11 protein-coding genes and 1 pseudogene are annotated in these 13,391 nt (G+C 57.9%); 4 read left to right on the forward strand and 8 right to left on the reverse strand.

Annotated elements, in window-relative coordinates; translation table 11 throughout:
- Window positions 1-10: 10 nt before the first annotated feature.
- The 6 genes from lpdA to sucC form a co-directional block, all read right to left on the reverse strand.
- Window positions 11-1,405, reverse strand: a complete 1,395-nt coding sequence (lpdA, locus tag BLT54_RS20755) for a dihydrolipoyl dehydrogenase (protein ID WP_074647355.1) — start codon at window positions 1,403-1,405, stop codon at window positions 11-13.
- Window positions 1,406-1,442: 37 nt separating this feature from the next.
- Complete coding sequence (locus BLT54_RS20760) at window positions 1,443-1,838, reverse strand: MAPEG family protein (protein ID WP_074647356.1); 396 nt, start codon at window positions 1,836-1,838, stop codon at window positions 1,443-1,445.
- 47 nt (window positions 1,839-1,885) lie between these two features.
- On the reverse strand, window positions 1,886-3,376 hold the full coding sequence (odhB, locus tag BLT54_RS20765) for a 2-oxoglutarate dehydrogenase complex dihydrolipoyllysine-residue succinyltransferase (RefSeq protein WP_074647357.1): 1,491 nt from the start codon (window positions 3,374-3,376) through the stop codon (window positions 1,886-1,888).
- A gap of 4 nt (window positions 3,377-3,380) precedes the next feature.
- Window positions 3,381-6,341 carry a 2-oxoglutarate dehydrogenase E1 component gene (locus BLT54_RS20770; protein WP_074647358.1) on the reverse strand — a complete coding sequence of 987 codons (2,961 nt, stop codon included), beginning with the start codon at window positions 6,339-6,341 and terminating at the stop codon, window positions 3,381-3,383.
- A gap of 125 nt (window positions 6,342-6,466) precedes the next feature.
- The gene (gene sucD, locus BLT54_RS20775; protein ID WP_074647359.1) at window positions 6,467-7,354 is read right to left on the reverse strand and encodes a succinate--CoA ligase subunit alpha; all 888 of its coding nucleotides are present in this window, start codon (window positions 7,352-7,354) and stop codon (window positions 6,467-6,469) included.
- Between the two features lie 5 nt (window positions 7,355-7,359).
- A complete protein-coding gene (gene sucC, locus BLT54_RS20780) occupies window positions 7,360-8,553 on the reverse strand; it encodes an ADP-forming succinate--CoA ligase subunit beta (protein WP_009573388.1) in 1,194 nt (397 codons plus the stop codon).
- 344 nt (window positions 8,554-8,897) lie between these two features.
- On the opposite strand from sucC, the gene BLT54_RS20785 reads away from it, so the two are divergent.
- A complete protein-coding gene (locus BLT54_RS20785) occupies window positions 8,898-9,563 on the forward strand; it encodes an outer membrane protein (RefSeq protein WP_074647360.1) in 666 nt (221 codons plus the stop codon).
- 58 nt (window positions 9,564-9,621) lie between these two features.
- Here the strand turns inward: BLT54_RS20785 and BLT54_RS20790 are convergent, their stop codons facing one another.
- Together BLT54_RS20790 and mdh are read right to left on the reverse strand one after the other, a co-directional pair.
- Entirely contained in the window at window positions 9,622-10,611 is a 990-nt protein-coding gene (locus BLT54_RS20790; RefSeq protein ID WP_074647361.1) for a glycosyltransferase family 2 protein, read from the reverse strand.
- A 72-nt stretch (window positions 10,612-10,683) separates the two neighbouring features.
- Window positions 10,684-11,646, reverse strand: coding sequence for a malate dehydrogenase (gene mdh, locus BLT54_RS20795; protein WP_009573385.1), 963 nt, complete (start codon window positions 11,644-11,646; stop codon window positions 10,684-10,686).
- A gap of 161 nt (window positions 11,647-11,807) precedes the next feature.
- On the opposite strand from mdh, the gene BLT54_RS20800 reads away from it, so the two are divergent.
- The 3 genes and pseudogenes from BLT54_RS20800 to BLT54_RS22965 all read left to right on the forward strand — a co-directional run.
- Window positions 11,808-12,560, forward strand: coding sequence for a sulfite exporter TauE/SafE family protein (locus BLT54_RS20800; RefSeq protein WP_074647362.1), 753 nt, complete (start codon window positions 11,808-11,810; stop codon window positions 12,558-12,560).
- A complete protein-coding gene (locus BLT54_RS20805) occupies window positions 12,557-13,015 on the forward strand; it encodes a GNAT family N-acetyltransferase (RefSeq protein ID WP_074647363.1) in 459 nt (152 codons plus the stop codon). The genes BLT54_RS20800 and BLT54_RS20805 overlap by 4 nt, the downstream gene beginning before the upstream one ends.
- A 124-nt stretch (window positions 13,016-13,139) precedes the next feature.
- A pseudogene (locus BLT54_RS22965) lies at window positions 13,140-13,391 on the forward strand (IS110 family transposase); the annotation flags it as partial.

Consider the following 13,391-nt stretch of genomic DNA (forward strand, 5'->3'; position numbering starts at 1 on the left):
TTAGAACCGCTTAGGCGTGGATCGGACCGTCACCACAGGCCAAAGCCGCCTCCCGCACCGCTTCCGAATAGGTTGGGTGCGCGTGGCAGGTCAGCGCGATGTCTTGGGCCGATCCGCCGTATTCCATCGCCACACAGATCTCGTGGATCATGTCGCCCGCAGCCGGGCCGATGATCGCAGCACCAAGCAAACGGTCGGTGTCCGCATCCGCGATGAGTTTGACGAACCCGTCGCCTTGGAACACGGCCTTGGCGCGGGCGTTGCCCATGAAGGAGAACTTGCCGATTTTGACTTTGCGGCCTTCTTCTTTCAACTGTGCTTCGGTCTGGCCAACGGTGGCGACCTCGGGCGAAGTGTAGATCACGCCGGGGATCACGCCGTAGTTGACGTGGCCATGTTTGCCGGCAAGCACCTCTGCCACGGCCATGCCTTCGTCCTCGGCTTTATGCGCCAACATCGGGCCGACAATGGCGTCACCGATGGCGTAGATGCCTTTGACGTTGGTCGCCCAATGGGCGTCTGTTTTGACCTGACCGCGCGGGGTGAATTCGACACCCAGTTCCGCCAATCCAAGACCATCGGTGAAAGGTTTGCGACCCGTGGCGACCAAAACGACATCGGCGTCCAGCACATGCTCAGAGTCGTCTTTTTTGAGTTTATAGGTCAGTTTGGCTTTGGTTTTCGAGGCATCTACCCCCTGCACAGCCGCGCCAAGGATGAAGTTCAGGCCTTGTTTCTCAAGCAGCTTTTTGAAGGTGCGCTGAACGTCTGCGTCCATGCCGGGCGTGATGAAATCCATGTATTCGACCACGGTCACTTCGGAGCCAAGGCGGGCATAGACCGAGCCGAGTTCCAAGCCGATGACACCCGCGCCAATGACAGCGAGTTTTTTCGGCACTTTCGGCAATTCGAGCGCGCCGGTGCTGTCGACCACGATACCGCCGTCATTGTTGACCTCAACGCCCGGCAGCGATGTCGGCACAGACCCCGTGGCGATCACGATGTTTTTTGCCTCATGCACCTCGTCGCCGACTTTGACTTTGCCCGCGGCGGGGATGGTGGCCCAGCCTTTGATCCAATCGATCTTGTTCTTTTTGAACAAGAATTCGATGCCGCCGGTGTTCTGACCGACCACATCATCTTTGTAGGATTTCATCTGATCCCAATCGACGGACGGGGATTTGCCTTTGAGGCCCATGGCGGCGAAATTATGCTCCGCCTCATGCAGATGGTGGGTGGCGTTCAACAGCGCTTTCGAGGGGATACAGCCGACATTGAGGCAGGTCCCGCCCAAGGTGTCGCGGCCTTCGACCACGGCGGTTTTCAGGCCCAGTTGGGCACAGCGGATCGCGGACACATAGCCGCCGGGGCCAGCACCGATGATGATTACGTCGTAGGAAGCCATGGTCTTCTCCTTGGTCTTGAACTCTATGCGGGGCCGCTCAGATCAGAGCGGCAATGAAAAGAACGGCGATGGAGAGCATCGCCACCATCCAGATATAGGACCGCCACGGCGCCCATCCGAGGGCATAGGCGGGAATGTAAAGCGCGCGGGCAATGAGATAGGCCCAGGCCGCCGCCACGGTCACGCCGCTCGACTGACCCGTGACATGGATCAGGAGCACAGCGGCGGCGAAAAACGGGAACATCTGAATGTGATTGTCATAGGCCCGCAACATCCGCGCCGTGACCTTGCGCATCTCGCGCGACGGTGCCCGGTCGCGCGGGGAGGTGGTGTAGCCCGGCCCGACATCCTTATTCGCCATGTAAGACGCCACCACGAATTGCGCGATGTGCAAGAGGCCTGCGAGGGCGAGGGGGATGAGGGTTGGGGTCATTGGAACCACATTAAAGGTGGGCGGGCCATTGGCCCGCCCTAGTATTTTTACAGATCCATCAACAACCGACGCGGGTCTTCCAGCGCTTCTTTGACGCGCACGAGGAAGGTCACGGCACCTTTGCCGTCGACGATGCGGTGGTCATAGGACAGGGCCAGATACATCATCGGGCGGATCACAACTTGGCCGTTGATCGCCATCGGGCGGTCTTGGATTTTGTGCATGCCGAGGATGCCGGATTGTGGCGGGTTGAGGATCGGCGAGGACATCAAGGACCCGTACACACCACCGTTGGAGATGGTGAAGGTGCCGCCCTGCATTTCCGCCATGGAGAGTTTGCCATCACGGGCACGACGGCCTTTCTCGGAGATCGCTTTTTCGATCTCGGCGAAAGACATCGCATCCGCGTCGCGAATGACAGGAACCACGAGGCCCTGCGGCGTGCCCGCCGCGACGCCCATGTTGACGTAGTTTTTGTAAACCACATCGGTGCCGTCAATCTCGGCGTTCACTTCCGGTACTTCTTTGAGCGCATGGACACAGGCTTTGGTGAAGAAGGACATAAAGCCCAAACGTACGCCGTGCTTTTTCTCAAACTCGTCTTTGTACTGATTGCGCAGCGCCATCACCTCGGTCATGTCGACCTCGTTATAGGTGGTGAGCATGGCGGCGGTGTTTTGCGACTCTTTGAGGCGGCGGGCGATGGTTTGACGCAGCTTGGTCATTTTCACCCGCTCTTCGCGGGCGGCATCCGAGGGCGCAGACGGTGCGCGCGGCGCGGCGGCGGGTGCCGGTGCGGCTTTCGGCGCGGCCATGGCTTTGAGCACATCGTCTTTCATGATGCGGCCATCTTTGCCGGTGCCGGTCACAGAAGAGGCATCCACACCGTTTTCGGCCATCATTTTGGTGGCAGAAGGCGCGTTTTCAACGTCTTTGCCAGTGGACGCAGTAGCCGGAGCGGCAGCGGCAGCCGGGGCAGCAGCGGACGCACCCGCACCCGAGGCGATCACGGCGAGTTTGGCGGAGGCGTCGACGGTGGTGCCTTCGGCGGCGACGATTTCGGTCAACACACCGGCGGCAGGGGACGGCACTTCGACGGAGACCTTGTCGGTTTCCAACTCGCAGAGCATTTCGTCCTGCGCCACAGTGTCGCCCACGGCTTTGAACCATGTGGCAACGGTCGCCTCGGTGACGGATTCGCCAAGGGTCGGGACCATGACATCGACAGAGGCACCAGAGGCACCAGAGGCAGCGGCAGCAGGTGCTTCGGCTTTCGGTGCGGGGGCAGCAGCGGCGCCGTCGCCTGCGTTCAGCGTGGCCAAGAGCGCATCAACACCCACGGTGTCGCCCTCTTTGGCAATGATGTCGCCCAACGTGCCCGCCGCAGGCGAGGGGACTTCGACGGTCACCTTGTCGGTTTCCAATTCGCAGAGCATTTCGTCAACGGCAACAGCGTCGCCCGGCTGTTTGAACCAAGTTGCGACAGTGGCCTCAGTGACGCTTTCGCCAAGGGTGGGGACGCGGATTTCAACGGACATGTGATTATCCTTCGATGTTGAGCGCATCATTCACGAGCGCCGATTGTTGTGCTTTGTGTTGAGATGCGAGACCAGTGGCTGGCGACGCGGAGGCGGCACGACCAGCATAGACCGGACGCGTGTGTGTGGCATTGATCCGGGTGAGGACCCATTCGATATTGGGTTCAACAAAGGACCAGCCGCCTTGGTTTTTCGGTTCTTCCTGACACCATACGACCTCAGCCTCTTTAAAGCGCTCAAGTTCCTTGACCATCGAGAGCGCCGGGAACGGGTAGAATTGCTCAAGGCGCAGGATGTAGGTGTCGTCTTTGCCGGCCGCATCGCGGGCTTCAAGCAGGTCATAGTAGACCTTGCCCGAACAGATCACGACGCGTTTGATGTCTTTGTCGGCTTTCAGTTTCAGTTCCGATTTCGCGGTCCCGTAGGTGGCATCGGCATCATCCCAAAGGACGCGGTGGAAGGAGGAGCCTTCGATAAAATCAGCGGCCACAGAGGTCGCCAATTTGTGACGCAACAAGGATTTTGGCGTCATCAGCACCAGCGGTTTGCGATACGAGCGATGCAACTGGCGACGCAGAATGTGGAAGTAGTTCGCAGGCGTCGTACAGTTGGCCACGATCCAGTTGTCCTGACCACACATTTGCAAGAAGCGCTCAAGACGGGCGGAGGAGTGTTCCGGGCCTTGGCCTTCGTAGCCGTGTGGCAAAAGCATCACGAGACCGGACATGCGCAACCATTTGCTTTCACCTGAGGAGATGAATTGGTCGAACATGATCTGCGCGCCGTTGGCAAAATCGCCAAACTGCGCCTCCCAAAGCGTCAGAGCATTCGGTTCAGCCAAGGAATAGCCATATTCAAAACCCAAAACCGCATATTCGGAGAGCATCGAGTCGATGACCTCATAATGGGCCTGACCTTCGCGAATGTGGTTCAGCGGATAGTAACGATCCTCGGATTTTTGATCAATCAGAGCCGAATGACGCTGAGAGAAGGTGCCGCGCGTGCTGTCCTGACCGGCCAAACGCACCGGATACCCCTCGGTCAAAAGCGATCCAAAGGCAATCGCTTCGCCGGTGGCCCAGTCAAAACCCTGACCGGTTTCAAACATCTGTGCCTTGGCTTCAAGTTGACGGGCCACGGTTTTGTGGATGTTGAAATCAATGGGATGCGAGGTCAGCGACCGGCCGATTTGGGCCATCGTGTCTTGCGAAATCGCGGTTTGACCGCGCTGATACTCTTCGCCCTCACGGTTGATATGCGACCACCGCCCGTCAAGCCAATCGGCCTTGTTCGGCTTAAAGGTCTTGCCCGCTTCGAACTCGTCATTAAGCTGCGCCTGAAACGCCGCTTTCATGTCCTCGATCTCGCCCTCGGGGATGAGACCATCGGCCACGAGACGCTCGGTGTAGAGTTGCAGCGTGGTTTTGTGCCGCTTGATGTTGGTGTACATCTGCGGGTTGGTGAACATCGGCTCGTCGCCTTCGTTGTGACCAAAGCGGCGGTAGCAGAAAATGTCGATCACCACGTCTTTGTGGAACTTTTGACGGAACTCGGTGGCCACTTTGGCCGCGTGCACCACGGCCTCCGGGTCATCGCCGTTGACGTGGAAAATCGGCGCCTCAACGACCAGCGCGTTGTCGGTCGGGTAGGGCGAAGAGCGCGAAAAATGCGGTGCGGTGGTGAAACCGATCTGGTTGTTCACCACGATATGGATCGTGCCGCCGGTGCGGTGACCGCGCAGACCGGAGAGGCCAAAACATTCCGCCACAACACCTTGGCCCGCAAAGGCCGCATCGCCGTGCAGCAGGATTGGGATCACCGAGGTGCGGTCTTTGTCGTTATACTGATCGGTCTTGGCGCGGGCCTTGCCCAGAACCACCGGGTTCACCGCCTCAAGGTGCGAGGGGTTCGCGGTCAGCGACAGGTGGACCTTGTTGCCGTCAAATTCGCGATCCGAGGAGGCGCCGAGGTGATATTTCACATCGCCCGAGCCATCCACGTCTTCGGGTTTGAACGAGCCGCCTTGGAATTCGTTGAAAATCGCGCGGTAGGGTTTGGACATCACATTGGCCAAAACCGACAAACGGCCGCGGTGCGGCATGCCGATGACGACCTCTTTGACGCCAAGACTGCCGCCGCGTTTGATGATTTGCTCCATCGCCGGGATCAGGCTTTCGCCGCCATCAAGACCAAAGCGTTTGGTGCCCATGTATTTGACATGAAGGAATTTTTCAAAGCCTTCAGCCTCAACCAGTTTGTTGAGAATGGCTTTGCGGCCTTCACGGGTGAACTGGATTTCTTTGCCGTAACCTTCGATCCGCTCTTTCAGCCAACCGGCCTGTTCGGGATCGGAAATATGCATGTATTGCAGCGCGAAAGTGCCACAATAGGTGCGTTTGACGATGTCCATGATCTGACGCATCGACGCATGTTGCAGCCCCAAAACATTGTCGATGAAAATCGGGCGATCCATGTCGGCCTCGGCGAAACCGTAGGAGCGCGGATCAAGTTCCGGGTGCTGGGTTTCTTCACGCATTTTCAGCGGATCGAGATCGGCGGCCAAATGGCCCCGGATGCGGAAGGCGCGGATGATCATGATCGCGCGGATCGAGTCGAGCACAGCGCGTTTGATTTGATCCTCAGAGATCTCAACGCCTTTCTCAACGGCTTTCTCTTTGATCTTTTTCGCGGCAGCGACCGGTTCGGCCCATTGCCCATCCAACGCCTGGGTCAGATCGTCATGCGGCACAGGCGGCCAATCGGCGCGCGCCCAAGAGGGCCCTGCGGCCTCGGCGGTGACATCCGATGCGGCATCGCCCAGAGAGTTGAAAAACTCAGCCCAGGAGGCGTCCACGGAGGAGGGATCTTGGGTGTATTTCGCGTAGACCTGTTCAAGGTACTCGGCGTTGTGCCCCTGCATAAAGGAAGAGGCGTGAAGGATGTCGTTGGGACTCTGGTCGTTCATGTTACTGACCTTCTGAGGGCGTCTGAAATAGGGTCGCTTTGACGTTTGGGCCGTTTTTGCGGCAAAGCCTGCGTCCGATGAGACCACCGGGCGCAGGCTGTTTTTAAGAGCTGAGCGCCGTTGGCTTAGCCTTTGTTGATCGCTTCCATCACAGCTTCGCCAAGGGTGGCGGGGCTGTCGGCGACCACGATACCAGCGGATTTCATCGCTTCGATCTTGGACTCTGCATCGCCTTTGCCGCCTGCCACGATGGCGCCAGCGTGACCCATGCGACGGCCCGGAGGGGCAGTGCGGCCCGCGATGAAACCAGCGGTCGGTTTCCAACGGCCTTTTTTCTTTTGCTCGGCCAAGAATTCCGCAGCTTCTTCTTCTGCCGAGCCGCCGATTTCACCGATCATGATGATGGAGGTGGTTTCCGGATCATCCAGGAACATGTCGAGGATATCGAGGTGCTCCGTGCCTTTGATCGGGTCGCCGCCGATGCCCACAGCCGTGGACTGACCCAAACCGAGGTCGGTGGTCTGTTTCACAGCTTCGTAAGTCAGCGTACCGGAGCGGGAGACCACGCCGACGGACCCGCGACGGTGGATATGACCCGGCATAATGCCGATTTTGCAGGCGTCCGGGGTGATCACGCCGGGGCAGTTCGGGCCGATGAGGCGCGAGGTGCTGTCGATCAGCGCGCGTTTCACCTTCATCATGTCGAGCACCGGGATGCCCTCGGTGATGCAGATGATCAATTCCATTTCGGCGTCGATCGCCTCAAGGATGGAATCCGCGGCGAAGGGCGGCGGTACATAGATCACGGTGGCGTTGGCTTCGGTCACGGCTTTCGCTTCGTGAACCGAGTTGAACACTGGCAGGTTGAGGTGGCTGGAGCCGCCTTTTCCGGGCGTCACGCCACCGACCATTTTGGTGCCATACGCGATGGCTTGTTCAGAGTGGAAGGTGCCCTGCGAGCCAGTGAAGCCCTGACAGATGACCTTGGTGTTTTCGTTTACAAGAATTGCCATGGGTCTTAGCCTTTCACCGCTTTAACGATTTTCTGCGCGCCGTCTTTGAGGTTGTCGGCGGCAATGACGTTCAAGCCAGAGTTTTTGATGATCTCTTTGCCGAGTTCGACGTTGGTGCCTTCGAGGCGCACAACGAGCGGAACGGTCAGGCCGACGTCTTTCACGGCGGCGATGACGCCCTCAGCAATCACATCACAGCGCATGATGCCGCCGAAGATGTTGACCAAGATGCCTTTGACGTTCGGGTCAGAGGTGATGATTTTGAACGCTTCGGTCACTTTCTCTTTGGTCGCGCCGCCGCCCACGTCGAGGAAGTTGGCAGGCTCTGCGCCGTAGAGTTTGATGATGTCCATCGTGGCCATCGCCAGACCGGCACCGTTCACCATACAGCCGATTTCACCGTCAAGCGCGATGTAGTTCAGGTCATGTTGGGATGCGGCCAGTTCTTTCGGGTCTTCTTCGGTCTCGTCGCGCAGACCCACGATGTCGGGGTGGCGGTACAGAGCGTTGCCGTCGAAACCGGCTTTACAGTCGAGACATTTGATGTCGCCAGCCGGGGTCACGATCAGCGGGTTGATTTCCAGCATCTCCATGTCTTTTTCGACGAAGAGGCGGTACAGGTTCTGGATCAGTTGCGAACACTGTTTGATCTGTTTGCCCTCAAGGCCCAGAGCAAAAGCGACGCGGCGACCGTGAAAGCCCTGAAGGCCGGTCGCGGGATCGACGGAGAAGGACAGGATTTTGTCAGGGGTGTTCTCAGCCACCTCTTCGATGTCCATGCCGCCCTCGGTGGAGCAGACGATGGACACACGGGACGACTGACGATCCACGAGCAGGGCGAGGTAGAGTTCGCGTGCGATGTCGGAGCCATCTTCAATGTAAATGCGGTTGACCTGTTTGCCAGCCGGGCCGGTCTGGTGCGTGACCAGAGTGTGGCCGAGCATTGCATTGGCTTCTTTCGCGGCTTCCTCAACGGATTTCGCAAGACGCACGCCGCCTTTTTCACCAGCGCCAGCCTCTTTAAAGGTGCCTTTGCCGCGTCCACCTGCGTGGATCTGCGCTTTGACAACCCAAAGCGGTCCGTCAAGTTCGCCAGCTGCGGTTTTTGCGTCGGCCGCGTTCAAAACGACACGACCGTCGGAAACCGGCGCGCCGTATTCCTTGAGGAGGCGTTTGGCCTGATACTCGTGGATATTCATTAGAGATGTCCTCTCCCTGGTTCGATTGGCCCTGACATGACACACCGCTTGGCGCAAACGAAAGGATTTTTCGACCGTTAGCGATAAATAGCCGATGTTTTTGAAATTTGTGATCACAGCAATAATTCGTGTGATCACAAAACGCATTCCGTGTGGCAATGGAGGTCTGAAAAAAGAATCGACGCACTGATGTGTTTGCCTTTCATGTGCAATTGCCTGATGTCGCATGTCAGTGTGGTTTGGGCGCGACGCTTGCGCGCATCCGCACAGCTTAGGCTCGCGATATATACAGAATATCGTGTATGTAGAGACAAAGAGACTCACTTGCGAAATGAATTGGAAACATGATGCGCAGCATTGCACTGAAAGCCACATTGGCCGCAACCGTGGCGACCCTTGCCACACTGTCCGCGGCGCAGGCCGAAAATTTTACCATCTCTGTCTACTCCGGCTACCAAACAGCGCCACATAGTGGCGTGTCCGGCAACGATGGTGTGACAGATTTTGATTTCACCACCGGTTGGGATGGCAAGAGCTTTGAAATGCCGCCCTATTACGGCATCCGTGGCACCTGGTGGGTGCGGGATAATTTCGGCTGGATCGCGGATTTCAACCACACCAAGGTCTATGCTGACGAAGACGACATGGCGGCAAACGGATTTTCGACGCTGGAATTCACCGACGGGCTGAACAACCTGACGGTGGGGCCGATCTGGCGTTGGCCGGGGGCGTGGAACAAGCTCACCCCCTATGCGAGCGTCTCCGCCGGGATCGTCATTCCGCATGTCGAGGTGGTCACCGCCAATACGAACACCATCGAATATCAAATCGCCGGGCCGACCGTCGCCGTTGTGCTGGGGGCAAGCTATGCGATCAATGACACATGGGATATTTTTGGCGAATACAAAGGCACGTATAGCCAAGTCAAAGCGGACCTGAACGGTGGCGGCACGTTGGAAACCGACATCATCACCAATGCGCTCAACTTTGGTGTGGCCTATAATTTCTAAACGATCCTTGGATCAATGTCCTAAGCCGGGTCCGAAAGGGCTCGGCTTTTGCTTTGGGCTAAAGCTTTAACCCGGCTGTGGCGATCAGCGACGCTTCACGCTCACGCAGCATGGCGTTGAACGTGGCGGGTGACAGGTCCAGATCGGCGCAGGCTTTGGGCACAAAAGGCACCTCGTGCAACACACCCAAAATGCCAAGGATCGTCGTCTGATGCTCGGTCAGGCTTTGTACCCCGCGCACCAGTTGGAAGAGCGCGTTTGGATCACTGGCGTGATCGCGGATAAAGCGAAATTGCGCCGTGCGTTCTTGGCCGATTTTCCGTTTTGGCCCCGCGTAGTTCTCAAAGGCTTTTCGAAGCAATTTCAAAGCGTAATGCAGCTCCGTCAGCCCGTCGAAATGCAGCAAAAGTCGGGAGTCGGATTTGACCAGTTTGCTTTGATCAAATCCATTGGGGGTGTGAATCCCCATGGTCCAATCGCGCCCTGTGCGCACGATGGTTTTGCCGACACGATGGCCGGTCAGACCAAAGTTGAGAAACGTGGCAAACCGCCCAAAAAGCGCCTTGGCGTCTGTTTCGGTGAACCCGATTGGGCCGCGAAATGCGCCCTCGAAAATATGTACTCCGGGTTCTGAGGCACGGTGAACGCGCTCAAGATTGCCCAAGACGATGCCCTCTGCGCTCTGCTCGTGGGCCAACAGTGCCGATAAAGCTGCGCCATCCGAGATGAATTCATCAACGTCGCAATGCAAAAGCCAGTCACAGCCAGTGGTGCGATAGGCGCGGGTGGCATTGAATTTTTGCCGCCCGAGGTGACGACCGGGGCGGCGACCGTGATTGACCCTCTCCCAGTAGACCTGATCACAGAGGGTCAGGATGCACCCCTCAAGACCGTTGAGCAACGCTTCGGCTTCGGGATTGGGGCGATCGAGGAAAATATGCACTTCGCGCGCGCCAATGGCCAGGTGGTGCCGGACAAAAGCGGCGATCAGCGGCGCGGGTTCGTCGGCCAGCGCGGCGATTGCCCAAGACGGTCCATCCTGTGTCACAGGTTTGAAACTCCAACAAAAAACCCCGCGCCTCGGGGAGGCACGGGGTCCATTTAGTAAGCTCTCAAAGCATCAGGCAAGGTTGCTGTCGATGCCTTTGCACGCGTCGACGAGACCTTTGACGGCCTCAACCGACTTGTCGAACATGACTTGTTCGTCTTTGGACAGTTTGATGTCCACGACTTTTTCGATGCCGCCGGCGCCGATGATGGTCGGAACGCCAACATACATGCCGTCAAGACCGAGCTCGCCATCGCAATAGGCGGCGCAAGGCAACAGGCGCTTTTGGTCTTTGAGGTAGGCTTCGGCCATTTCAATTGCGGAGGTCGCCGGTGCGTAGAAGGCAGAACCGGTTTTCAGCAAGCCCACGATCTCTGCGCCACCGTCACGGGTGCGCTGAATGATCGCGTCGAGTTTTTCCTGAGTGGTCCAACCCATTTCCACCAGATCCGGCAGCGGGATGCCACCAACGGTGGAGTAGCGGGTGGAGGGGACCATGGTGTCGCCGTGACCGCCCAGAACGAAAGCGGTGACGTCTTTCATCGACACGCCGAATTCGACGGAGAGGAAGTGACGGAAACGGGCGGAGTCAAGAACACCGGCCATGCCACAGACTTTGTTGGCCGGAAGGCCGGAATATTGCTGAAGCGCCCAAACCATCGCATCGAGCGGGTTGGTGATGCAGATCACGAAAGCGTTCGGAGCATGTTCTTTGATGCCTTCGCCAACGGATTTCATAACTTTCAGGTTGATGCCCAGAAGGTCATCGCGGGACATGCCCGGCTTGCGCGGCACACCGGCGGTGACGATGCACACGTCTGCGCCTGCGATGTCGGCGTAGTCATTCGTACCGATCATGGTGGCGTCGAATTTTTCGGACGGGCCGGATTCAGCGATGTCGAGCGCTTTGCCCTGCGGGGTCCCTTCGGAGATGTCGAACAAAACGACGTCGCCGAGTTCCTTGATGGCTGCGAGGTGGGCGAGCGTGCCGCCGATTTGACCTGCGCCGATGAGGGCAATCTTGGGTCTGGCCATGGAAAGTCTCCAATCAGTTGGTAAGATTGGGGCATGGGTAGCCCTTCGCGGGCGTTCACGCAAGGCTGCGCTGCGGCAATGCATTAAGGTTTTCGCTGGCGTTAGCGATAACCGCTCTGTAATTTCGAGAAAAATCTCCTTTTGCCGTCTGGGCCCCCCGCATGACGTTTGATCTTCATTTCTTTCTCTTCGCTGTGCCTGCCGTGATTTTCGCGGGTCTGTCAAAGGGCGGATTTGGGTCTGCGGCAGCTTTTGCGGCGACACCGTTTTTAGCACTGATTCTCACTCCGGGACAGGCGGTTGGCCTGATGTTGCCACTGTTGATGGTGATGGATGTGACCGCGATCCGGGTGTTTTGGCGCAAATGGGACGGGTCGGCGGCGCGCGTTTTGATCGCGGGGGCTGTGCCGGGGATTGTGATCGGGGCCTTGGTTTATGGCATCGCCAAACCTGAGGTGTTCAAATTTTTGATTGGTCTCGTTGCCATTGGTTTTGTCGCCTATCAGGGTGCCAAGGCGAAAGGGTGGATCAAGCCGCCGAAACGCGCCATCGGCGCGTTTGGCGGCACGATGTGGGGGCTGGTGACCGGGTTCACCAGCTTCATATCCCACGCCGGCGGCCCGCCCGCGGCGGTTTATATGCTGTCGCAACGGATGGATAAAACCACCTATCAGGCGACATCGGTGTTGGTGTTTTGGGCGATCAACCTGATCAAGGTGGTGCCCTATTCCATCGTCGGGATTTTCACGCCTGAGACGTTAAAGGCCGACCTGATGCTCTTTCCCTTTGCCATTCTCGGCGTGTTGATGGGAGCATGGCTGCACCATAAAATATCGGATCGGTTCTTTTTCGCGCTGGCCTATGTGTTCTTGGTGATCACGGGGGTCAAATTGATTTGGGAGTCTTTGGGATGAGGGTCATCCGGTCTGCGACGGTGGATGATTTTGAGGTCTGCCATGTGCTTTACAAGGCGCTTGTGGGGGAAGTCGACGTGCCCGAGGGACCGTCTGGCCGCCAGCGGTTTGCCGAGGTCATCACCCATCCGGGCACCACTGTCTTTGTGGCCGACGTGGACGGGGTGGCGGTGTCTATGGCGACGCTCCACCTGTTGCCAAACATGACCTATGGCGGGCGCCCTTACGCCATGGTGGAGAATGTCGTGACCTTAAAAAGCCACCGAGGGCAAGGTACTGCACGCGCCGTTATGAACCATATTGCGGACGTCGTTTGGGCGGCAGATGGGTATAAAATCATGCTGTTGACGGGGCGGACCTATGGGGCTCGCGGGTTTTATGAGGCGCTGGGCTATACGGCTGAGGACAAATTCGGCATGGTCCTGCGCCGTGTGCCGTCGCGAAAGCCCTCCTAAAGCATTACGCGTCGTCGCCTTTGGCCTGTGCTACCTCGGCGGATGAGGTGGGTGGCTCCTGCTCCACCGGCATCGAATGTGCCAAAGTGCAGTTATCAATGACTGCTAGGAAAGGAGCCACCCAATGACAGTTAAGACAGTAGGCCTTGATCTGGCCAAGGATGTTTTTCAGGTTCACGGCATTTCGGAGAATGGTCGGGTCATCTTCAATAGGGCCATAAAGCGGGCGAAGCTGCTTGCCTTCTTTGAGACGCTGCCGCCCTGTTTGGTCGGCATGGAGGCGTGTGGATCGTCCCACCATTGGGGTCGCCAGCTGCGCAAATTGGGACACGAGGTGAAACTCATGCCCGCCGGATACGTCAAACCCTACGTGAAG

The organism is Celeribacter baekdonensis, from assembly GCF_900102315.1.
Lineage (GTDB): Bacteria > Pseudomonadota > Alphaproteobacteria > Rhodobacterales > Rhodobacteraceae > Celeribacter > Celeribacter baekdonensis.

What these genes read in the sequence shown, in the direction of transcription:
- BLT54_RS20760 (WP_074647356.1), bottom strand. Translation starts at nt 1,838, where the DNA reads ATGACCCCAACCCTCATCCCCCTCGCCCTCGCAGGCCTCTTGCACATC.
- BLT54_RS20800 (WP_074647362.1), top strand. Translation starts at nt 11,808, where the DNA reads ATGACGTTTGATCTTCATTTCTTTCTCTTCGCTGTGCCTGCCGTGATT.
- mdh (WP_009573385.1), bottom strand. Translation starts at nt 11,646, where the DNA reads ATGGCCAGACCCAAGATTGCCCTCATCGGCGCAGGTCAAATCGGCGGC.
- sucD (WP_074647359.1), bottom strand. Translation starts at nt 7,354, where the DNA reads ATGGCAATTCTTGTAAACGAAAACACCAAGGTCATCTGTCAGGGCTTC.
- odhB (WP_074647357.1), bottom strand. Translation starts at nt 3,376, where the DNA reads ATGTCCGTTGAAATCCGCGTCCCCACCCTTGGCGAAAGCGTCACTGAG.
- lpdA (WP_074647355.1), bottom strand. Translation starts at nt 1,405, where the DNA reads ATGGCTTCCTACGACGTAATCATCATCGGTGCTGGCCCCGGCGGCTAT.
- BLT54_RS20770 (WP_074647358.1), bottom strand. Translation starts at nt 6,341, where the DNA reads ATGAACGACCAGAGTCCCAACGACATCCTTCACGCCTCTTCCTTTATG.
- BLT54_RS20785 (WP_074647360.1), top strand. Translation starts at nt 8,898, where the DNA reads ATGATGCGCAGCATTGCACTGAAAGCCACATTGGCCGCAACCGTGGCG.
- sucC (WP_009573388.1), bottom strand. Translation starts at nt 8,553, where the DNA reads ATGAATATCCACGAGTATCAGGCCAAACGCCTCCTCAAGGAATACGGC.
- BLT54_RS20805 (WP_074647363.1), top strand. Translation starts at nt 12,557, where the DNA reads ATGAGGGTCATCCGGTCTGCGACGGTGGATGATTTTGAGGTCTGCCAT.